Genomic DNA, 19,680 nt, shown 5'->3' on the forward strand with positions numbered 1-19,680 from the left:
TGGCGTTGCCGCTGTTCATGATGGCCACCGACTTCACCGCGATGTTCCTCGCGTTGCCCCGGCGGAACAGTGCCGAGACTCGAAATCGAACGTCAGTTCGACTATGCTCCGTCTGTGGGCTGGCAGAACCCGGATGTCCCGTGGTCCGAGCTGGAGAGTGCGCTCTCCGGCCGCTCGGTCACGGGTTCGTCGCTGAGCGGCGGGCCGGAGGCCGACGGGGGCGACTCCCCGGCCTGGTCCGCGCATCGCGGCCCCTACCGGCCGCCGGAGGGCCTGCGCCCGGCCCCGGCCGGCGCGGTCCCCTATGCGGAGCTGCACTGCCACTCGCACTTCAGCTTCCTCGACGGCGCGAGCTCACCGGAGGAGCTGGTCGAGCGGGCCGCCGAGCTGGGCCTGGAGGCGGTCGCGCTCACCGACCACGACGGAATGTACGGCGTGGTCCGGTTCGCCGAGGCCGCCCGGGCGCTGGGGATGCGGACCGTGTTCGGCGCCGAGCTGAGCCTGGGGCTGTCCACCCCGCAGGCCGGTGCCGCCGACCCGGAGGGCGAGCACCTGCTCCTGCTGGCCCGCGGCCCGTCCGGGTACCGGGCGCTGTGCCGCGCGATCTCCACCGCGCAGATGCGCGGTGGAGAGAAGGGCCGCCCGATCTACGAGGTCGACGAGGTGGTCGCCGACACCGCGGGCGAGGTCGTCGTGCTGACCGGCTGCCGGAAGGGCGCGGTGCGCCGGGCACTCGACCGGGGCGATCCGGCGGCTGCCGCGGCCGAGCTGGAGCGCCTGGTGCGGCGGTTCGGCCGGGAGCACGTCCGGGTCGAGCTGACCGCGCACGGCGATCCGTGCGACACCGAGCGGAACGACGCGCTGGCCGCGCTGGCGGCCGCGGCCGGGGTGGACACCGTCGCGACCACCGCCGCGCACTACGCGACACCGGACCGGGCGCCGCTGGCGGCCACGGTCGCCGCGGTGCGGGCCCGCCGCAGCCTGGACGAGATCGACCCTTGGCTGCCCGCCGCGGGCACCGCGCACCTGCGTTCGGGGGCGGAGATGGCGCTGCGGTTCGAGCAGCGGTACCCGGGCGCGGTCGCCCGGGCCGCGGAGCTGGGCCGGGAGCTGGCGTTCGAGCTGCACCTGGTGGCCCCGGACCTGCCACCGTTCGACGTGCCACCGGGCGAGACCGAGGCGACCTGGCTGCGGAAGCTGACCCGGAGCGGCGTCATGACCCGGTACGGCAGCGAGGCCGAGCACCCGTTCGCCGCGCACACCGTGCAGCGCGAGCTGGCGATCATCGAGCGGAAGAACTTCCCCGGCTACTTCCTGATCGTGCACGACATCGTGGACTTCTGCCGCCGCTCGGGGATCTTCTGCCAGGGCCGGGGCTCTGCGGCGAACTCCGCGGTCTGCTACGCGCTGGGCATCACGAACGTCGACGCGGTGCGGCACGGCCTGCTGTTCGAGCGGTTCCTGTCCCCGGACCGGGACGGCTATCCCGACATCGACCTGGACATCGAGTCCGGTCGCAGGGAGGAGGCCATCCAGTACGTGTACCGCCGCTACGGCAGGTTGTTCGCCGCGCAGGTCGCGAACGTCATCACCTACCGGCCGCGGTCGGCGGTCCGCGACACCGCCCGCGCGCTCGGGTTCTCGCCCGGCCAGCAGGACGCGTGGAGCAAGCGGATCGAGCGGTGGCACGCCCTGGAGGCGGAGGCGCTGCCGCAGGACATGCCCGACCGGCTCGTCGAGCTGGCCGGCCAGCTGTTGGGGGCGCCCCGGCACCTGGGCATCCACTCCGGCGGGATGGTCATCTGCGACCGCCCGGTGTCCGAGGTCGTCCCGGTGGAGTGGGCCCGGATGGCGGACCGCACGGTCGTGCAGTGGGACAAGGAGGACTGCGCCACCGCGGGGCTGGTCAAGTTCGACCTGCTCGGCCTGGGGATGCTCACCGCGCTGCACCTGATGGTGGACCTGGTCGCCGAGCACGAGGGCACCCGGATCGCGCTGCACGAGATCGGCGAGTCCGATCCGGAGGTCTACGCGATGCTGTCGCGCGCGGACTCGGTCGGGGTGTTCCAGGTGGAGTCCCGGGCCCAGATGGCGACGCTGCCGCGGCTGCGCCCGCGCGAGTTCTACGACCTGGTCGTCGAGGTCGCGCTGATCCGGCCCGGCCCGATCCAGGGCGGCTCGGTGCACCCCTACATCCGCCGCCGCAACGGCCTCGAGGAGTGGGAGCACGATCACGAGCTGCTGCGCCCGGCGCTGGACAGGACCCTGGGCATCCCGCTGTTCCAGGAGCAGATGATGCAGATCGCGGTCGACGTGGCCGGGTTCTCCGCCGCCGAGGCCGACGAGCTGCGCCGGGCGATGGGGGCCAAGCGGTCCACCGAGCGGATGGAGCGGCTGCGTACCCGGTTCTTCGACGGGATGGCGGTGAACGGGATCACCGGCGAGCCGGCCGACCGGATCTTCACCCGGATGCTGGCGTTCGCGAACTTCGGTTTCCCGGAGAGCCACTCGATCAGCTTCGCCGCGCTCGTCTACTACTCGGCGTGGTTCAAGCGCTACCACCCGGCGGCCTTCTGCGCGGCGCTGCTCAATGCCCAGCCGATGGGTTTCTACTCGCCGCAGTCGCTGGTCGCCGACGCGCGCCGGCACGGGGTGCCGGTCCGCGGGCCGGACGTGAACCACGGCCGCGCCGACGCGATCCTGCAGGCCGTGCCGGAGGACGAACGGACGGGCACCGGCGGCCGGGCGGTCCGGCTCGGCCTGTCCGGGGTCCGGACGATCGGCGCCGAGCTGGCCGGGACGATCGACGCCGAGCGGGACGCGGGCGGGCCGTTCGCCGATCTCGCAGATCTCGCCCGCCGGGTCCGGCTGACCGGCCCGCAGGCCGAGGCGCTGGCCACCGCCGGTGCGTTCGGCTGCTTCGGGGTGGACCGGCGGGAGGCGCTGTGGGCGGCCGGTGTGGTGGCGGGGGTGCGCCCGGAGCACCTGCCGGGAACCGCGGTCGGCCTGACGGCGCCCGCGCTGCCCGGGATGACCGAGGCCGAGCTGACGGTGTCCGACGTCTGGGCCACCGGTGTCTCCCCGGACAGCCATCCGGTGCAGCACCTGCGGAGCGAGCTCGACGCGCTCGGTGCGATCCGGATCGACCGGCTCGACGCCGTCGGGCGCCGGGAGCAGGCCCGCCCGGACGAGGACCGGCACCGGTCCGGGCCGGAGGCGCCGCCGCGGGTGCTGGTCGGTGGTCTGGTCACCCACCGGCAGCGTCCGGCGACGGCGGGCGGGGTGACGTTCGTGAACCTGGAGGACGAGTCCGGGATGCTCAACGTGACCTGTTCGGAGGGGCTGTGGGCGCGGTACCGGTCGGTGGCGCTGGGCAGCGCCGCGCTGCTGGTGCGCGGCCGGCTGGAACGCAGCCCGGAGGGGGTGCTGAACCTGCTGGCCGACCGGTTGCAGCGGATGCCGCTGGCGGTCACGGTGCGGTCCCGCGACTTCCGCTGAGGCGCCCACCCGCGCGGGTGGGCGCCCCGGTGCGGTCAGGACCGCACGAGCGGATTGCCCATCGCCATCGCACGTCCGCCGAGGGTCTGGCCGAACGCGTCGAACAGGATGTAGGCGAACACCGCGCAGAACGCGAACGTGGTGATCCCGGCGATCGGGAACAACCCGGCGTTGCCGGCGGTCACCCCCAGGTAGGCGAGCACGAACGTGACATCGACCAGCACGAACCCGACGGTGAACATCAGCGGCAGCCGCAGCGTGGCAAGCGTCAGCAGGATGAAGACCAGGGTGAACGACAGCAGGTAGGTCGACTGGATGGAGCCGATCTGCGCGGTCGACAGCGCCTCACCGGTGCCCGCGTCGATGATCCAGCCGTTGTTCAGCGCCATGAGCAGCACACCGAAGCTGGTCCAGAACGCGGAGAACACCCCGAAGATCGCGGCCGAGACGCTGTCGCCGACCCGCAGTGCGGAGATCGTGGCGATCATCATGAACAGACCGGCCGAGAAGGTCAGTGCGGGGATCATCCCGCCCGGCAGGGCGGTGGTGTCGAGATAGCCGACGAACCACAGGCCCAGCGTGATGCCCGCGGGCAGGAAACAGATCAGGCCGAGCAGTGCGGGATTGGCGGGCGGCGGCGCGGCCGCCGCGGGCGGTGCCGCGGCTGTCGCGGCAGCGGTCTCGCTCTCCACGCTCATGGGAAACTCCTCGTCGAGTTGTGGCCGGTCCGGCACCGGCCGTGTGATTCTGCTCTCGTCGAGATCGTTTCCGGCCCCTCCGGACGACCAGACCGCATCCCCTTCTCCGATTGCACGGTCCACCGGCGTCCGCGCAGGTCGTGGCTCCGGGTTCCACTACCTCGGCGGCACGAGCACCTCGTTCGATCAGGTTCGGTCACCCGTCCGGGCACCTGCGAGGATGGCCGGGTGAGCGCACGGGTGATGGATGGCAAGGCGACGCTGGCGGAGCTGCTGGAGGACCTGCGGGCGCGGGTGGAGAAGCTGGCGGCGGCGGGGGTGACCCCGGGCCTGGGCACCGTCCTGGTCGGGGACGACCCCGGTTCGCACGCCTACGTCAGGGGCAAGCACCGGGACTGCGCCAAGGTGGGGATCACCTCGCTGCAGCGCGAGCTGCCGGCGGACGCGAGCCAGGCCCAGGTCGAGGACGTGATCGACGAGCTGAACGCGGACCCGTCGTGCACCGGGTTCATCGTGCAGCTGCCGCTGCCCGCCGGGCTGGACGCCGGCGCCGCGCTGGAGCGGGTCGACCCGGCCAAGGACGCCGACGGCCTGCACCCGGTCAACCTGGGCCGCCTGGTGCTCGGCGAGCCGGGCCCGCTGCCGTGCACCCCGCGCGGCATCGTGGAGCTGTGCCGCCGGTTCGACGTGGAGCTCGACGGTGCGCGGGTGGTGGTCGTCGGTCGCGGGGTGACGGTCGGGCGGCCGCTCGGGCTGCTGCTGACCCGGCGCAGCGAGAACGCGACGGTGACCCTCTGCCACACCGGCACCCGGGACCTGGCGGCGCACCTGCGGGAGGCCGACGTGGTCGTCGCGGCCGCGGGGAAGGCAGGGCTGATCACCGCGGACCAGATCCGGCCGGGTGCCGCGGTGCTGGACGTCGGTGTCACCCGGACCGATCTCGGCCTGGTCGGGGACGTCTCGCCGGAGGTGGCCGAGGTCGCGGGGAAGCTCGCCCCGATGCCCGGTGGCGTGGGCCCGATGACCCGGGGGATGCTGCTGACGAACGTCGTCGAGGCAGCCGAACGCAGCTTGCCGGAGTGAGCATCGATACCGAACGCAGCTTGCCGGAGTGAGCATCGATACCGAACGCAGCTTGCGGAGTGAGCATCGATACAGCACGCAGCTTGCGGAGTGAGCATCGATACAGCACGCAGCTTGCGGAGTGAGCATCTGCACAGCACGCAGCTTGCGGAGTGAGCATCTGCACAGCACGCAGCACGCCGCTCGTCCGGCTGAACCGGAGGTGACCGTGGAGGCGATGAGCCGGACCGGGCACGGGTTGCGGGCCCGGCTGCGGACGCACTGGCCGCTGCTCGTGGTGCTGCTGATCGCGGTCGTCGGCCTGCAGCGGGTGGTGACCGAGCACTGGCGGGAGGGGTCGGCGCTGTTCGCCGTCGCGCTGCTGGTCGCGACCGGGTTGCGGGTGGCGCTGCCGCAGGACCGGGTGGGCCTGCTGGCGATCCGGGGCCGCTACACCGATGCGCTGGTCTACGGCGGGTTCGGCGTCGCGGTCCTGCTGCTCGCGCTGACGATCACCAGCAGCTCGCTGACGGTCAGCTGAACGCCGACGGCCCGGGACGCGGGCCTCGGCCGGGGCCGAGCCGCCCGGCGCTCAGCGCCGGGTGTCGCCGGGGGTGGCGGGGCTCGCCGGGCGCCGGGTCGGCGGGCGGCGCGGGCCGGCCGGCCGCTTGCTGCCGGGGCGGCCGGGGCCGGTGCTGGTGGCGCTCGGCGGGACCGGCCGGGCGGGTCGGGGGGCCCGGGGCGGCACGGTCGGCGGCTGCTCGATAATGATCATCGCTATCAGGATTCTACCGGCGCGTCGCGCACGCTCGGTGACCGGGGATGGTCCGGACGGGTCGGTGATCGTCGCCGTCGATCGCGGTGATCACCCGATGATCGCAGTGAAGATCGTCGGATGCACCCGCCCGGCGGTGCCGTGCTCCCAATCGGATACCGGCTCGCCAATCCTGTCGTCAGGGGCGCAGGTGCCGCGGCAGGGTGAGGATCTCGGCGCCGTCGCGGGTGACGGCGATCGTGTGCTCGCTGTGCGCGGTGCGGCAGCCGGTCGCGCTGCGCAAGGTCCAGCCGTCGTCGTCGGTGACGAGCTCGGCGGTGTCCGCCATCACCCACGGCTCGAGCGCCAGCAGTAGCCCGGGACGCAGCCGGTAGCCGCGCCCCGGACGTCCGGTGTTGGTGATGTGCGGGTCCTGGTGCATCGTCGAGCCGATGCCGTGCCCGCCGAACTGGGTGTTGATCGCGTAGCCCGATCCGCCCAGCACGGTGCCGATGGCGTGCGAGATGTCGCCGGTGCGGGCATCCGGGCGGGTGGCCGCGATCCCGGCCGCCAGTGCCCGTTCGGTCGCGTCGATCAGGGCGAGGCTCTCCGCGTCGGCCCGGTCGCCCACGACGAAGCTGATCGCGGAGTCCGCCGCGATCCCGTCGACGGTGACGGCGAGATCGAGGGTGAGCAGGTCGCCGTCGGCGAGTGCGCGGTCGTGCGGGCGGCCGTGCAGCACGGCATCGTTGACCGCGGTGCAGACGTGGTGGCCGAACGGCCCGCGCCCGAACGACGGCGCGTAGTCGACGTAGCAGGACGTCCCGCCGCCGTCGGCGATCAGCGTGGCGGCCAGTCGGTCGAGGTCGAGCAGGTTCGTGCCGGGTGTGCTGGTGCGGCGCAGCTCCTGCAGCACGTCGGCGACCAGGGCACCGGCGGACCGGGCGCGGGCGACCTCCGCGGGGCTCAGGATCTCGATCACGGGGTGTCCTCCGGAGGCGCGTCCAATAACAATACCGGTCAAACTATACCGGTACTATCATCGGCGCCATGGTCAGGCTTCCGCTCACCCCCGCCGAGGTCGAGCGCGGTCGGCGCCTCGGCTGCCTCCTCCGCGCGGCCAGGGGGGCGCGCCCGATGCTGGACACGGCGCTGGAGGCGGGCGTCTCGCCGGAGACCCTGCGCAAGATCGAGTCCGGCCGGGTCGCGACCCCCGCGTTCCCGACCATCGCGGCGATCGCCGACGTGCTCGGTCTCTCGCTGGACGAGGTGTGGGCCGAGATCTCCCGGCCCGCGGCCGGGACGGTGGCCGCGGCGACCGCGCCGCCCGCGGCGTAGCCCGGACACGACGGGGGCCCGCCCCGCAGGACGGGCCCCCGTGTGCGGCGGCGCGGATCAGGCCTTGCCGGCGAACCCGTCGATCGCGGCGTTGAAGGTGGCGCTCGGGCGCATCACCTCGTCGGCCCGGGCCCGGTCCACGTGGTAGTAGCCGCCCAGGTCGACCGGCTCACCCTGGACCGCGTTGAGCTCGGCGACGATCGTCTCCTCCTGATCGGCGAGGGCGGCGGCGAGCGGGGCGAACACCGCCGCCAGCTCCGGGTCCTCGGTCTGCGCGGCCAGCGCCTGCGCCCAGTACAGCGCGACGTAGAAGTGGCTGCCCCGGTTGTCCAGCTCGCCGACCTTGCGCGACGGGGACTTCCCGTTCTCCAGCAGCTTCCCGGTGGCCTCGTCGAGGGTCTGGCCGAGCAGCTTCGCGCGGAGCGGGTCCGGCGACTTCGACGCCAGCATCTCCAGTGACACGGCCAGCGCCAGGAACTCGCCGAGCGAATCCCACCGCAGGTGGTTCTCCTTCTGCAGCTGCTGGACGTGCTTCGGGGCCGAGCCGCCGGCGCCGGTCTCGAACAGGCCGCCGCCGTTCATCAGCGGGACGATCGAGAGCATCTTCGCCGAGGTCCCCAGTTCGAGGATGGGGAACAGGTCGGTCAGGTAGTCGCGCAGCACGTTGCCGGTGACCGAGATGGTGTCCTCGCCCTTGCGGGCCCGCTCCAGGGTGTAGCGGGTCGCCTCGGCGACGTTCAGGATCTCGATGGTCAGGCCGTCGGTGTCGTGCTCGCCCAGGTACTTCTCGACCTTGGCGATCAGCTGCGCGTCGTGGGCGCGCGCGGAGTCCAGCCAGAACACCGCCGGCGAGCCGGTCGCCCTGGCCCGCTCGACGGCGAGGCCGACCCAGTTGCGGATCGGCGCGTCCTTGGTCTGGCAGGCCCGCCAGATGTCGCCCTCGGCGACCTCGTGCGACAGCCGGACCTCGCCCGAGCCGGCGTCGACCACCCGGACGGTGCCGGCCGAGGCGATCTCGAACGTCTTGTCGTGGCTGCCGTACTCCTCGGCCTTCTGCGCCATCAGGCCGACGTTCGGGACGGTGCCCATCGTCGTCGGGTCGAAGGCGCCGTTGGCGATGCAGTGCTTGACGGTCTCGTCGTACAGCTCGGCGTAGGACGAGTCCGGGATGACGAACTTGGCGTCCTGCGTCGTGTCGTCGGCGTTCCACATCTGGCCCGACGAGCGGATCGCGGCCGGCATCGAGGCGTCGATGATCACGTCGCTGGGCACGTGCAGGTTGGTGATCCCGCGGGAGGAGTCGACCTGGGCCAGCGCAGGGCCGGTGGCGTAGGCGTCGTCGATCGCCTTCTCGATCGCGGCCCGCTTGTCGGCGGGCAGCTTCTCGATCGCGGACAGCACCGACGCCAGGCCGTCGTCCGGGTCGGCGCCGACCGACGCGAGGTCGTCGCCGTAGGTCTCGAAGACGTCCGCGAAGTAGGCGCGCACCGCGTGCCCGAAGATGATCGGGTCGGAGACCTTCATCATCGTGGCCTTGAGGTGCACCGAGAACAGGACACCCCGCTCCTTCGCGTCGGCGATCTGCTCGGCCAGGAACTCCCGCAGGGCCTCCTTGCGCAGCACGGCGCCGTCGATCACCTCGCCCTCGAGAACCGTCACCGACTCCTTCAGCACGGTGACGGTGCCGTCGGCGGCCACGTGCTCGATCCGCACGGCGCCGTCGGCCGGTGCGGTGAAGGAGGTCTCGGAGTGCCGGAAGTCGCCGTCGGACATGGTCGCGACGTGGCTCTTGGAGTCGGCGCTCCAGGCGCCCATCGAGTGCGGGTGCTTGCGCGCGAAGTTCTTCACCGACAGCGGGGCGCGCCGGTCGGAGTTGCCCTCGCGCAGCACCGGGTTGACCGCGGAGCCCTTGACCGAGTCGTAGGCCGCCTTCGCGGCGCGCTCGTCGTCGGTCTGCGGGTCCTCCGGGTAGTCCGGCACGTCGTAGCCGCCCGCCTGCAGCTCCCGGATCGCCGCCTTGAGCTGCGGGACCGAGGCGCTGATGTTGGGCAGCTTGATGATGTTGGCGTCCGGCGTGGTCGCCAGCTCGCCCAGCTCGGCGAGCGCGTCCGGGACGCGCTGCGCCTCGGTCAGCCGGTCCGGGAACTTCGCCAGGATCCGGCCGGCCAGCGAGATGTCGCGGGTCTCCACGTCGACCCCGGCCTGCCCGGCGAACGCCTCGATGACCGGCAGGAACGAATGGGTCGCCAGCGCGGGCGCCTCGTCGGTGTACGTGTAGATGAGCTTCATCGCGTGTCTGGCCTGCCTCGGCTCGTCGTCGGATCTCCTGCGACGGGTGGCGCGGGGGGACGAGCCCGGGGTGACCGGGCGGGTCCCCGGCGGCGACCCGCATCTGCGCGCACACGCTATCCCGCACCCGCCCGGCGACGCCCGCAGGAGTAACCGGTCCGACACCCCGGTCGGTGGATCTCCCCGCCGCGGCGGAGCGGTTACCGTACGTGTGACGACGGTCGCGGGAAGGGGACCACACGCGTGGCGAAGGTGAAGCTCGGGCTCTCCCGGAAGTCGCTGCTGACCGGCTGGCCGCTGGTCGGCCTGATCGGGGTCGGGCTGACCGCGATCGCGCTCGGCTACGGCGGCGCGACCGGCAGCCTGGAGAACGCCTGCACGGTGACCGTGCAGGCGGCCGAGGTCACCGTCCGGGCGGCGCCGAGCCCGACCGCGCAGGCGGTGGAGACGCTGCGCAGCGGCCAGGAGGTCCCGGCCGAGACGATCGTCGACACCGGGTTCCGCAAGCTCACCGGCGGTGAGCGGTGGGTCCCGTCGGACAGCGTCGCCGCGACGGCGGGCAGCGTCTGCTGAGCCCGTTCAGGGCGGTGCCGGGCGGTGCGGGAGAGTAGGCGGGTGGTTGCCGTCCGTGTCCTCAGTACCGCGAACGTCAACGGCGTCCGGGCCGCCTCCACGAAGGGGCTGCTCGACTGGCTGGCGGGGACCGCGGCCGACGTCGTCTGCCTGCAGGAGGTCCGGGCCCGCCCGGAGGAGCTGCCGGACGCCTTCCGGGCCACCCTCGACGAGCACGGCTGGCACCTGCGGCTGGCGCCCTCGGAGACGGCGAAGGGGCGCAACGGCGTCGCCGTGCTGAGCCGGGCCGAGCCGGAGGCGGTGCGGATCGGGTTCGGCGACCCGGTCACCGATCTCGACGGCCGCTACCTGGAGGTCGACCTGCCCGGCGGGTTCACCGTCGGGTCGCTCTACCTGCCCAAGGGCCTGGCCGGGACCGAGAAGCAGGACGCCAAGGACGCGTTCTGCAAGACCTTCGGCGATCACCTGCGCGCCGCGTTCGGCAGGTGCGTCGCGACCGGCCGCGAGATGGTCGTGGCCGGCGACTGGAACATCGCGCCGACCGAGCTGGACCTGCGGAACTGGCGGGGGAACCGGAAGAACTCCGGCTTCCTGCCGCACGAGCGGGAGTGGTTCGCCGGGCTGGTCGAGCACGGCTGGGCCGATCTGGTCCGCGACCAGCACCCGGATGTCGACGGGCCGTACTCGTGGTGGAGCTACCGCGGGCGGGCCTTCGACAACGACGTGGGCTGGCGGATCGACCATCTGCTCGGCACGCCGCGCGTCGCGGCTCTGGCGACCGGTGCCGTCGTCGAGCGGGCGCCGTCGCACGACCGGCGCTGGTCCGACCACGCCCCGGTGACGGTCCGGCTCGGGGAACCCGGGTGACCGGGACCGGCGTGGTCGGCGGCCGTTACGTGCTGCTCGACGAGCTGGACCGGCGCGGATTCGGCCCGGTCCGCCGCGCCGAGGACCGGATCACCGGCCGGATGGTCGCGATCACCGAGATCGCGGTGCCCGCGCACGGCGACGGCCTGCGCGAACGCCTGCTCGCGGAGGTGCGCGCCGCGGGCCGGCTGCAGCACCCCGGGGTGGCCGGCGTCCTGGACCTGATCACCGACCGCACCCCGGACGGCGCCCTGCGCGAGTACCTGGTCACCGAGCGTCCGGACGCCCGGCCGCTGAGCAGGCTCGTCGAGGACGGCCCGCTCGGCGCGCAGCGGACCGCCGCGATCGGCCGGGACGTGCTCGACGCGCTGCGTGCGGTGCACACCGCGGGCGGCACGCACGGCGGTCTCGATCCGGACTGCGTGCTGCTCGCCCCGGACGGGTCCGCGCTGGTCACCGACCTGGGCCTGGCCCGCGCGATCGGCCGGGAACCGGGGCCGTTCAGCCCGCCCGAGCGCCGCGCCGGGGCCGGCGACGGCCCGGCCGCCGACCTGTGGAGCCTCGGCGCGCTGCTGGCGCACACGGCCGGGCGGCGGATCCCGTCCGGCGGCCCGCTGGAACGCGCGATCGCCGGGCTGACCGCGGCCGATCCCGCGGAGCGCACCGGGCCGGACGACGCCCACGCCCTGCTGGAGCGGGCCGCCCGGCCCCGCCCGACCGGCGGCGACCTGGGCCGCAATCGCTGGATCCTGCTCGTCGTGGCCGGACTGCTGCTGGTCGCGGTCGTCGCGATGCTGCTGTGGGCCACCCGCTGAAACCGCTGACAACCGCTGAAAACCGCTGAAACCGGTGGAACCGGCCAGCAGGATGGGACCATGAACGACTCCACCGGGGCCACCGAGCATCCCGCCGACCATCCGCGGGTCGCCGCCGTGAAGGAGGCGCTGCGCACGGCGGGCGCGGATCCGGCGTCGATCGCCGGACTGGTCCTGCTGCCGGACGCGGTGACCACCGCGGCCGCGGCGGCCGCGGCGCTCGACGTCGAGATCGGCCAGATCGCCAACTCGCTGGTGTTCGACGCCGACGGCGAGGCGCTGCTCGTCCTCACCTCGGGGCGGCACCGGGTGGACACCGGCCGGGTCGCCGCGCTGGTCGGGGCGCGGTCGGTCGGCCGGGCCGACCGGGACCTGGTCAGGGCGGCCACCGGGCAGGTCATCGGCGGGGTGGCGCCGGTCGGGCACCCGGCGCCGCTGCGCACGCTGGTCGACGTCGCACTCGACGACTACGACCGGGTCTGGGCGGCCGGCGGGATCGCCCGGTCGGTGTTCCCGACGACGTTCGCCGAGCTCGTCGCCGTCACCGGGGGTACCGCAGCCCGGGTCGGGGACTGACCCGGCCCAGCCCGCTCAGGGCCGGACGACGACGGCGCCCGGACCGGGCGGCCCGCCGTGCGCGACCCGCTGCCAGTCCGCGCGGGCCGCGTCCAGGCCGTCCGTGGTCCGCAGCGACATCCAGGTCGCCGCCCAGCCCACCAGAATGGCCCGCGCCTCGGCGAGGAGCCGGCCGAGGGTCGCCCCGCCCGGTCCGGCGCCGGTGAGGCCGACCGTGCGCACGCTCCCGACGCGGAGCAGGCAGCCGAGCGCGAGACCGGTCTTACTGCTCGCGCTGGAGACGACCACCTGCGACGGCTCCTGCTCCAGCAGGTCGCGGCTCCGCAGCGCGGCCAGCGGCGCCAGCGGCAGGAGCTGGAGCTCGACGCCGGCCGGGGCCGGCGCACCGGTGAGCAGGAAGCGGGTCGCCATCGGGAGGTACCCGACCAGACGTGCGCCCGCACGGCCCTGCTCGCCGCCGCTGCCGAGCTCGTCGCCGAGTCCGGGATCCGCGCGGTGACCGGCCGAGCTGCGCGGGATCGGCATGCAGCGGATCCTCGATCCGGAGCCGCCCGCCGTCGGTGCCTCGCGGCTGCCGTCGTGCGCGGGTGGGCGCAGCAGCTCGGTCGGGACGCCGGCGTCCCGGAGTGACCCGCACCACGAGTTGACCACCCGTTGATGTTCGACGGTCGCTGCGGTGATGCGGGAAACCTACTGTGGGTCCATGGCCGACACTCCTGCCGATTCCGTTCCGGCCCAGGCCGCCCCGTCCGCCTCCGCGATCCGGCGGGCATTGCGGCGCGTCCGGGACGGCGCGACGCTGGACGTCACCGAGGCCGCGGTGCTGCTCGCCGCGCGCGGCGACGATCTCGACGAGCTGCTCACGCACGCGGGCCGGGTGCGTGACGCGGGGCTGGTCGCGGAAGGGCGCCCCGGCGTCGTCACCTACTCCCGCAACGTGTTCATCCCGCTGACCCGGCTGTGCCGGGACCGGTGTCACTACTGCACGTTCGCAACCGTGCCGCACCGCCTCGAGTCGATGTTCCTGGAGCGCGACGAGGTCGTCGAGATCGCCCGCCAGGGCGCCGCGCAGGGGTGCAAGGAGGCACTGTTCACCCTCGGCGATCGGCCGGAGGACCGCTGGCCGCAGGCCCGTGAGTGGCTCGACGCCCGCGGCTACGACTCGACGCTCGACTACGTCCGGGCCTGCGCGATCGCCGTGCTGGAGGAGACCGGGCTGCTGCCGCACCTCAACCCGGGCGTCATGTCCTGGGAGGAGGCGACCCGGCTCAAGCCGGTCGCGGCCAGCATGGGGATGATGCTGGAGACCACCTCGCAGCGGCTGTTCGAGAAGGGTGGCCCGCACTTCGGCAGCCCCGACAAGGAGCCCGCCGTCCGGCTGCGCGCGCTGACCGACGCCGGCCGGGTCGGCATCCCGTTCACCACCGGGATCCTGATCGGGATCGGCGAGAACCGCACCGAGCGGGCCGAGTCGCTGTTCGCGATCCGCTCCGCCGCCCGGGCGCACGGGCACGTGCAGGAGGTGATCGTCCAGAACTTCCGGGCGAAGCCGGACACCGCGATGGCGAACGACCCGGACGCCGATCTCGACGACCTGGCCGCGACGATCGCCGTCGCCCGCGTCGTGCTCGGCCCGAAGATCCGGCTGCAGGCCCCGCCGAACCTGGTCGGCGAGGAGTTCGGGCTGATGGTGCGCGCCGGCATCGACGACTGGGGCGGGGTCTCCCCGGTGACCGTGGACCACGTGTCCCCGGAGATGCCGTGGCCGGCCGTCGACGAGCTGGCCCGGGTCACCGCGGCCGAGGGCTTCGAGCTGCGGGAGCGGCTCACCGCCTACCCGAAGTACGTGCGCGCCGGGTCGCCGTGGATCGACACCCGGCTGCACGGCCACGTCGCCGCACTGGCGACCGCCGACGGCCTCGCCGATCCGGGCGCGGTCGTCGAGGGGCGGCCCTGGCAGGAGCCGGACGGCGGGTTCGCCTCCACCGGGCGCACCGATCTGAACAGCACCATCGACACCACCGGGCGCACCGACGACCGGCGCACCGACTTCGGCTCCGTCTACGGCGACTGGGACGAGGTGGCCGCCGAGCTGGCCGAGCAGCGCTCGCGGGCGCCCGAGCGGCTCGACGGCGACGTGAGGACCGGCCTGGACCTGGCCGCGTCCGATCCGGCGGCGCTGCTCGATCCGGCGCACGCCGCGGCCGCGATGGCGGTGCTCACCGCCGACGGTCCCGCGCTGCGGACCCTGCTGGGTCTCGCCGACGACGTCCGCCGGTCGGTGAACGGGGACGACGTCACCTACGTCGTCAACCGGAACATCAACTTCTCGAACGTCTGCTACGTCGGCTGCCGGTTCTGCGCGTTCGCCCAGCGTGAACGGGACGCCGACGCGTTCCGGCTCTCCCTCGACGACGTCGCCGCGCGGGCCGCCGAGGCCGCCCGGGACGGCGCGACCGAGGTCTGCGTCCAGGGCGGGATCGACCCGCAGCTGCCCACCTCGTTCTACGGCGATCTGGTCCGTGCGGTGCACGAGGCCGTCCCCGGGATGCACGTGCACGCGTTCTCCCCGATGGAGGTCGTCTCCGCGGCGGCCAAGGCGGGCGTGTCGATCCGGGAGTGGCTCGGCGAGCTGAAGGCGGCCGGGCTGGGCTCGATCCCCGGCACCGCCGCCGAGATCCTCGACGACGAGGTGCGATGGGTGCTCACCAAGGGCAAGCTCCCGGCCGCGCAGTGGATCGAGGTCGTCTCGACGGCGCACGAGCTGGGCATCCCGTCGTCGTCGACGATGATGTACGGCCACGTCGACGAGCCGCGGCACTGGCTCGGGCACCTGCGCACCCTGGCCTCGATCCAGGACCGCGCCCGGGAGCACAACGCGGCCGGGTTCACCGAGTTCGTCCCGCTGCCGTTCGTGCACCACAACGCGCCGATCTACCTGGCCGGACTCGCCCGGCCCGGGCCGACCGAACGGGACAACCGGGCGGTGCACGCGTTCGCACGGCTCGCGCTGCACGGGCGGATCGACCACATCCAGGTGTCCTGGGTGAAGCTCGGCGACGACCTGGCCGCCGAGGTGCTCGCCGGTGGGGCCGACGACATGGGCGGCACCCTGATGGAGGAGACGATCAGCCGGATGGCCGGCTCGGAGAACGGTTCGGAGCGCTCGGTGGAGGAACTCACGGCGATCGCGCACGGCGCCGGGCGCCCGGTGCGGCAGCGGACGACCACCTACCGGGGTGAGCCGACGACGCTGGTCCCGGCCCCGCGCCCCGGTCCGACGATGCTGCCGCTCACCCCGGCCTGAGCGGCCGGACCGGCGACGCCGCCGGGGCCGCCGCCGGGCGGCGGAACCGTCGTACGGTGGTGGCATGAGCGTGCTCGGAGAGATGTTCCCGCGGAAGCGGATCCACGAGGACTCGGACGCCGCGCAGGGCGGGGAGCAGTGGCGGCTGGGCCCGATCGACCTGGAGAAGGGTGTCGTGACGATGCAGCCGGCGCCCGCTCCGGAGACCGGTGACGACGAGCGGTCCGGGAACCCGGGGGACTGCGGGCAGTCCGCCGGCTAGATGTGCTGTCCGGGCACCCACGCACGACCGGCCGGACCGTGGCGACCTCCCCCTCAGCGCCGCCGCGGATCCGGACCGGCCGTCCGGGTGGATCGGACCCCCCGAGCCCGATCCACACTCCGCCCCGTCCGCTGGCGCTCCCCGTTGCGCGGCCCGGCTTCGATCGGCAGAGTCAGACCCTGACAGTACGATCATGACCGGGGCTGGTCAAGGGAGGCGGGCAAGTGCGGGCGCAGAAGCTGGGCGCCGTCGGGTGCGGGCTCGGCCTGCTCGCGGACACCTGGACCCTGCTGATCCTGCAGCGGGCGGCCCTCGGGGTTCGCCGTTACGCGGGCTGGCGGGACACCCTGAACATCTCCGACGCGACGCTGTCCGCGCGGCTGCGGTCGCTGGTCGACGCGGGGCTGCTGCAGACCCGGCCCTACCGTGAGGGCGGCCGGGAGCGGCGAGAGTACGCGCTGACCGAGCGCGGCGCCGACGTCTGGAAGCTGCTGATCACCACCTGGCACTGGGAGAAGTCCTGGGTGCCCCGGGAGGTCCCGCTGCCGGAGATCGTGCACCGGGCCTGCGGCGCCCCGGCCGGGGTGCTGACCTGCTGCGCGGCCTGCGGCGAGCGGGTCGGGCCGCGGGACACCACGGTGCACCGGACGCCCGGGACGCCCGGCCTGGAGCAGCTGGCGCGCCAGCACCCGCGGCGCACCCGCGGCCGGCTCCCGGACGACCCGATGTCCCTGCTCCCCGGGGCGATGGAGATCATCGGTGACCGCTGGGGGGCGACCGTGCTCGGTGCCGCGCTGACCGGGCTCCGCTCGTTCAGCGGGATCGCCGACGCGCTCGCGATCTCCCCGGAGGTGCTCTCCGACCGACTGCGCCGGTTCGTCGAGCTGGGGGTGCTGGCACGTACCGGGGACGGCAGCTACCGGCTCACCGAGAAGGGGATCGCGTCGTTCCCGATCTTCGCCTGTCTGGTCGACTGGTCGCTCCGCTGGCACGCCGGGATCGACGGGTCGCCGGTGGACCTCACGATCCGGCACCGCGCCTGCGGTGCGGTGCTGCAGGTCCGGCTGGTCTGCGACCGGTGCGGCGCGGCGTTCGACCGGGGCTCGGTGTCGCCGGTACAACCGAGCTGACCGCGTCCGCCGGGGGCTGCGAGGATGCCGTTCATGACCGACCGCCGTCCCCGCGTGCTCTCCGGGATCCAGCCCACCGCCGACTCGTTCCATCTCGGCAACTACCTGGGCGCGCTGCGGCAGTGGGTCGCGCTGCAGGAGAGCCACGAGGCGTTCTACTGCGTGGTCGACCTGCACGCGATCACCGTCGAGCACGACCCGAAGGAGCTGGCGCAGCGGACCCGGGTGGCCGCGGCGCAGCTGCTCGGCCTCGGCCTGGACCCGCAGCGGTGCACCCTGTTCGTGCAGTCGCACGTGCCCGAGCACGCCCGGCTGAGCTGGGTGCTGGAGTGCATCACCGGGTTCGGCGAGGCCGGCCGGATGACCCAGTTCAAGGACAAGTCGGCGCGGCACGGGGCCGACCGCGCCACCGTCGGGCTGTTCACCTACCCGGTGCTGCAGGCCGCCGACATCCTGCTCTACCAGGCAGATCAGGTGCCGGTCGGCGAGGACCAGCGCCAGCACCTGGAGCTGACCCGCAACCTGGCGCAGCGGTTCAACCACCGCTTCGGCGCGACCTTCCAGGTGCCCGAGCCCTACATCCCGCAGGCCACGGCGAAGATCTTCGACCTGCAGGACCCGACGGCGAAGATGAGCAAGTCGGCATCGTCGCCGTCCGGGATCGTGGAGCTGCTGGACCCGCCGAAGACCTCGGCGAAGAAGATCCGCTCGGCGGTCACCGACAACGAGCGTGAGATCCGTTACGACCCGGAGGCCAAGCCGGGCATCGCGAACCTGCTCACGATCAACGCGGCGATGACCGACCGGAAGGTCTCCGAGGTCGAGGCGGAGTACGCCGGCCGTGGCTACGGCGACCTGAAGAAGGATCTCGGCGAGATCGTCGCGGCCTTCGCCGAGCCGTTCGCCGAGCGGGTCCGCGGCTACCTCGCCGATCCGGCGGAGCTGGACCGGGTGCTGGCGGCGGGCGCCACCCGGGCGCGCGAGGTGTCCGGCGCGACACTGGCCGCAGTTCACGAGAGGATCGGCTTCCTCCCGCCCGCAGGCTGACGAGTCCCGGGCGGGCGAGCACGACCGACCCCGGGGGAACGATGGCCGACAACCGTCCGACGACGACGGCGCACCGGTTCGACGACGACGAGGAGGAGGGCCCGACCTTCCTCGAGCGCCAGCGGGAGAAGCACCCCTGGCTCGACCACCTGGTCCGGGCCGGGGAGCGCTACACCGAGAACCACGGCGACCACTACGCCGCGGCGATCACCTACTTCTCGATCCTGGCGCTGGTGCCGTTGCTGATGGTGGCGTTCGCCGTCGCCGGGTTCGTGCTGCGCGGCAATCCCGACCTGGTGGAGCAGCTGCGCGAGGGCATCACCTCGGCGGTGCCCGGTGACCTCGGGCAGACCCTCGACGGCGTCGTCGACACGGCGATCAACCGGGCGGGCGCGATCGGCCTGATCGGCCTGGTCGGCGCGCTCTACTCCGGGATCGGCTGGATGAGCAACCTCCGCGAGGCGCTCACCGAGCAGTGGGGGCAGCGCGACGATGCCCCGCCGATGATCAAGCGGCTGGCGTTCGACCTGCTGGCGCTGGTCGGGCTCGGTCTGGCCCTGGTGCTGTCGTTCGCCATCGCCTCGGTCACCGGCGCGCTCGGTAGCTACCTGCTCGGCCTGGTCGGTCTCGGCGGCGCGAGCTGGGCGATCGTGCTGTTGAACGTCGTCGGGTTCCTGGTCGGCCTGCTCGGGAACTGGCTGGTGTTCCTCTGGGTGATCGCCCGGCTGCCCCGCGAGCCGGTCACCTTCCGCAGCGCCGCGAAGGCCGCGCTGATCGGCGCGATCGGCTTCGCCGTTCTGCAGCGGGTGATGGTCGTCTACCTGGGCACCATCGGCCAGACCCCGGCCGGTGCCGCGTTCGGCTCCATCCTCGGTCTGTTGATCTTCATCTTCTTCACCTCGCGGTTCCTGCTGTTCGTGACGGCCTGGGCGGCCAGCGCCGAGGAGAACGACCAGGGACCGCGCGACATCCCCGGCCCGGCCGTGATCCGGCCGCAGTACGTGGTGCGGGAGGGCCCCGGCGCGCTCGCCTCGGCCGGCCTGGTCACCGCCGGACTGATCGGCGGCGCGCTGGGGCTGCGGGCGTTGGGCCGCCGTCGCCGCTGAGCCCGGAGCCATCTCGTTACCGCGCCGGGCGCTCCTCTCGCGCCGGGTGCTCCTCCGTCCATCCCTTCCCGCGTCCCCGGTCCCCTTCCCGCGCCGGGTCAGAACGGCGGGGCATCGGCTTCGGCATCGGCATCGACTCGCGCCGTCGCTGCCGTGGCCGCGGTGGACGTCGTGGTCGCCGTGGCCGTGGTCGCCGTGGTCGTGGCTGCCGTCGCCGTGGTGGTTGCGGTCGCGGAGCCGTTGGAGGGCGGTGTCGTGTGTGTGTCGTGGAGGTGGGGTCGGTAGTCGTGTGGGTGGGTGGTCTCCTGGTGTCCGCACGGGCTGATCCAGGTCAGTGAGCCGTCGGTGGCGGCGAGGA

The 19,680-nt window shown here is 73.4% G+C and carries 19 protein-coding genes; 13 read left to right on the forward strand and 6 right to left on the reverse strand.

Annotated features, from left to right (window positions below):
- Positions 1-114 precede the first annotated feature (114 nt).
- A complete protein-coding gene (locus tag ABZ881_RS15415; protein ID WP_358485037.1) occupies positions 115-3,498 on the forward strand; it encodes an error-prone DNA polymerase in 3,384 nt (1,127 codons plus the stop codon).
- 35 nt (positions 3,499-3,533) lie between these two features.
- Here the strand turns inward: ABZ881_RS15415 and ABZ881_RS15420 are convergent, their stop codons facing one another.
- Positions 3,534-4,196, reverse strand: a complete 663-nt coding sequence (locus ABZ881_RS15420) for a GPR1/FUN34/YaaH family transporter (protein ID WP_358485038.1) — start codon at positions 4,194-4,196, stop codon at positions 3,534-3,536.
- Positions 4,197-4,424: 228 nt separating this feature from the next.
- Between ABZ881_RS15420 and ABZ881_RS15425 the strand changes: the two genes are divergently transcribed.
- On the forward strand, positions 4,425-5,279 hold the full coding sequence (locus ABZ881_RS15425; protein ID WP_344029078.1) for a bifunctional methylenetetrahydrofolate dehydrogenase/methenyltetrahydrofolate cyclohydrolase: 855 nt from the start codon (positions 4,425-4,427) through the stop codon (positions 5,277-5,279).
- Positions 5,280-5,496: 217 nt separating this feature from the next.
- Entirely contained in the window at positions 5,497-5,799 is a 303-nt protein-coding gene (locus ABZ881_RS15430) for a DUF3017 domain-containing protein (RefSeq protein WP_344029081.1), read from the forward strand.
- Between the two features lie 51 nt (positions 5,800-5,850).
- Here the strand turns inward: ABZ881_RS15430 and ABZ881_RS15435 are convergent, their stop codons facing one another.
- Both ABZ881_RS15435 and map read right to left on the reverse strand, forming a co-directional pair.
- On the reverse strand, positions 5,851-6,033 hold the full coding sequence (locus tag ABZ881_RS15435) for a hypothetical protein (protein WP_344029084.1): 183 nt from the start codon (positions 6,031-6,033) through the stop codon (positions 5,851-5,853).
- A 178-nt stretch (positions 6,034-6,211) separates the two neighbouring features.
- Entirely contained in the window at positions 6,212-6,994 is a 783-nt protein-coding gene (gene map, locus ABZ881_RS15440; RefSeq protein WP_358485041.1) for a type I methionyl aminopeptidase, read from the reverse strand.
- Between the two features lie 68 nt (positions 6,995-7,062).
- Between map and ABZ881_RS15445 the strand changes: the two genes are divergently transcribed.
- Complete coding sequence (locus ABZ881_RS15445) at positions 7,063-7,350, forward strand: helix-turn-helix transcriptional regulator (RefSeq protein ID WP_358485044.1); 288 nt, start codon at positions 7,063-7,065, stop codon at positions 7,348-7,350.
- A 57-nt stretch (positions 7,351-7,407) separates the two neighbouring features.
- On the opposite strand, the gene ABZ881_RS15450 is transcribed toward ABZ881_RS15445, so the two are convergent.
- A complete protein-coding gene (locus ABZ881_RS15450) occupies positions 7,408-9,639 on the reverse strand; it encodes an NADP-dependent isocitrate dehydrogenase (RefSeq protein ID WP_358485045.1) in 2,232 nt (743 codons plus the stop codon).
- A gap of 243 nt (positions 9,640-9,882) precedes the next feature.
- Here ABZ881_RS15450 and ABZ881_RS15455 point away from each other — a divergent pair, with 243 nt between their 5' ends.
- The 4 genes from ABZ881_RS15455 to ABZ881_RS15470 are packed head-to-tail and all read left to right on the forward strand — an operon-like array spanning position 9,883 to position 12,470.
- Positions 9,883-10,212 carry a hypothetical protein gene (locus ABZ881_RS15455; protein ID WP_344029096.1) on the forward strand — a complete coding sequence of 110 codons (330 nt, stop codon included), beginning with the start codon at positions 9,883-9,885 and terminating at the stop codon, positions 10,210-10,212.
- Positions 10,213-10,254: 42 nt separating this feature from the next.
- Positions 10,255-11,079, forward strand: coding sequence for an exodeoxyribonuclease III (locus tag ABZ881_RS15460; protein ID WP_358485047.1), 825 nt, complete (start codon positions 10,255-10,257; stop codon positions 11,077-11,079).
- Positions 11,076-11,894 (forward strand): hypothetical protein, encoded by an 819-nt coding sequence (locus ABZ881_RS15465; RefSeq protein ID WP_358485050.1) that lies wholly within the window; start codon positions 11,076-11,078, stop codon positions 11,892-11,894. The genes ABZ881_RS15460 and ABZ881_RS15465 overlap by 4 nt, the downstream gene beginning before the upstream one ends.
- Before the next feature lie 60 nt (positions 11,895-11,954).
- Positions 11,955-12,470: a YbaK/EbsC family protein gene (locus ABZ881_RS15470; RefSeq protein ID WP_358485051.1), complete on the forward strand. Its 516-nt coding sequence runs from the start codon at positions 11,955-11,957 to the stop codon at positions 12,468-12,470.
- Positions 12,471-12,485: 15 nt separating this feature from the next.
- Here ABZ881_RS15470 and ABZ881_RS15475 read toward each other — a convergent pair whose 3' ends face one another.
- Positions 12,486-12,995, reverse strand: a complete 510-nt coding sequence (locus ABZ881_RS15475; RefSeq protein ID WP_358485054.1) for a hypothetical protein — start codon at positions 12,993-12,995, stop codon at positions 12,486-12,488.
- Positions 12,996-13,173: 178 nt separating this feature from the next.
- On the opposite strand from ABZ881_RS15475, the gene ABZ881_RS15480 reads away from it, so the two are divergent.
- The 5 genes from ABZ881_RS15480 to yhjD all read left to right on the forward strand — a co-directional run bounded on the left by ABZ881_RS15480 (position 13,174) and on the right by yhjD (position 19,322).
- Positions 13,174-15,777 carry a bifunctional FO biosynthesis protein CofGH gene (locus ABZ881_RS15480; RefSeq protein ID WP_358485055.1) on the forward strand — a complete coding sequence of 868 codons (2,604 nt, stop codon included), beginning with the start codon at positions 13,174-13,176 and terminating at the stop codon, positions 15,775-15,777.
- Positions 15,778-15,841: 64 nt separating this feature from the next.
- Complete coding sequence (locus tag ABZ881_RS15485) at positions 15,842-16,039, forward strand: hypothetical protein (RefSeq protein WP_358485057.1); 198 nt, start codon at positions 15,842-15,844, stop codon at positions 16,037-16,039.
- A gap of 224 nt (positions 16,040-16,263) precedes the next feature.
- Positions 16,264-17,169, forward strand: coding sequence for a helix-turn-helix domain-containing protein (locus ABZ881_RS15490; RefSeq protein WP_358485060.1), 906 nt, complete (start codon positions 16,264-16,266; stop codon positions 17,167-17,169).
- 33 nt (positions 17,170-17,202) lie between these two features.
- Positions 17,203-18,216 carry a tryptophan--tRNA ligase gene (gene trpS, locus ABZ881_RS15495; RefSeq protein ID WP_344029120.1) on the forward strand — a complete coding sequence of 338 codons (1,014 nt, stop codon included), beginning with the start codon at positions 17,203-17,205 and terminating at the stop codon, positions 18,214-18,216.
- 41 nt (positions 18,217-18,257) lie between these two features.
- Entirely contained in the window at positions 18,258-19,322 is a 1,065-nt protein-coding gene (gene yhjD / locus ABZ881_RS15500; RefSeq protein WP_358485062.1) for an inner membrane protein YhjD, read from the forward strand.
- Between the two features lie 98 nt (positions 19,323-19,420).
- On the opposite strand, the gene ABZ881_RS15505 is transcribed toward yhjD, so the two are convergent.
- Positions 19,421-19,680: hypothetical protein (locus ABZ881_RS15505; RefSeq protein ID WP_358485064.1), on the reverse strand; the 260-nt coding region annotated here is incomplete at its 5' end.

This window comes from Pseudonocardia sp. NPDC046786 (genome assembly GCF_040645415.1).
Taxonomy (GTDB): Bacteria; Actinomycetota; Actinomycetes; order Mycobacteriales; family Pseudonocardiaceae; genus Pseudonocardia; species Pseudonocardia kongjuensis.

Coding starts and splice junctions, on each gene's coding strand:
- ABZ881_RS15480 (WP_358485055.1), top strand. CDS start 13,174: ATGGCCGACACTCCTGCCGATTCCGTTCCGGCCCAGGCCGCCCCGTCC.
- ABZ881_RS15485 (WP_358485057.1), top strand. CDS start 15,842: ATGAGCGTGCTCGGAGAGATGTTCCCGCGGAAGCGGATCCACGAGGAC.
- ABZ881_RS15450 (WP_358485045.1), bottom strand. CDS start 9,639: ATGAAGCTCATCTACACGTACACCGACGAGGCGCCCGCGCTGGCGACC.
- yhjD (WP_358485062.1), top strand. CDS start 18,258: ATGGCCGACAACCGTCCGACGACGACGGCGCACCGGTTCGACGACGAC.
- ABZ881_RS15435 (WP_344029084.1), bottom strand. CDS start 6,033: ATGATCATTATCGAGCAGCCGCCGACCGTGCCGCCCCGGGCCCCCCGA.
- ABZ881_RS15475 (WP_358485054.1), bottom strand. CDS start 12,995: ATGCCGATCCCGCGCAGCTCGGCCGGTCACCGCGCGGATCCCGGACTC.
- trpS (WP_344029120.1), top strand. CDS start 17,203: ATGACCGACCGCCGTCCCCGCGTGCTCTCCGGGATCCAGCCCACCGCC.
- ABZ881_RS15420 (WP_358485038.1), bottom strand. CDS start 4,196: ATGAGCGTGGAGAGCGAGACCGCTGCCGCGACAGCCGCGGCACCGCCC.
- ABZ881_RS15470 (WP_358485051.1), top strand. CDS start 11,955: ATGAACGACTCCACCGGGGCCACCGAGCATCCCGCCGACCATCCGCGG.
- ABZ881_RS15445 (WP_358485044.1), top strand. CDS start 7,063: ATGGTCAGGCTTCCGCTCACCCCCGCCGAGGTCGAGCGCGGTCGGCGC.
- ABZ881_RS15430 (WP_344029081.1), top strand. CDS start 5,497: ATGAGCCGGACCGGGCACGGGTTGCGGGCCCGGCTGCGGACGCACTGG.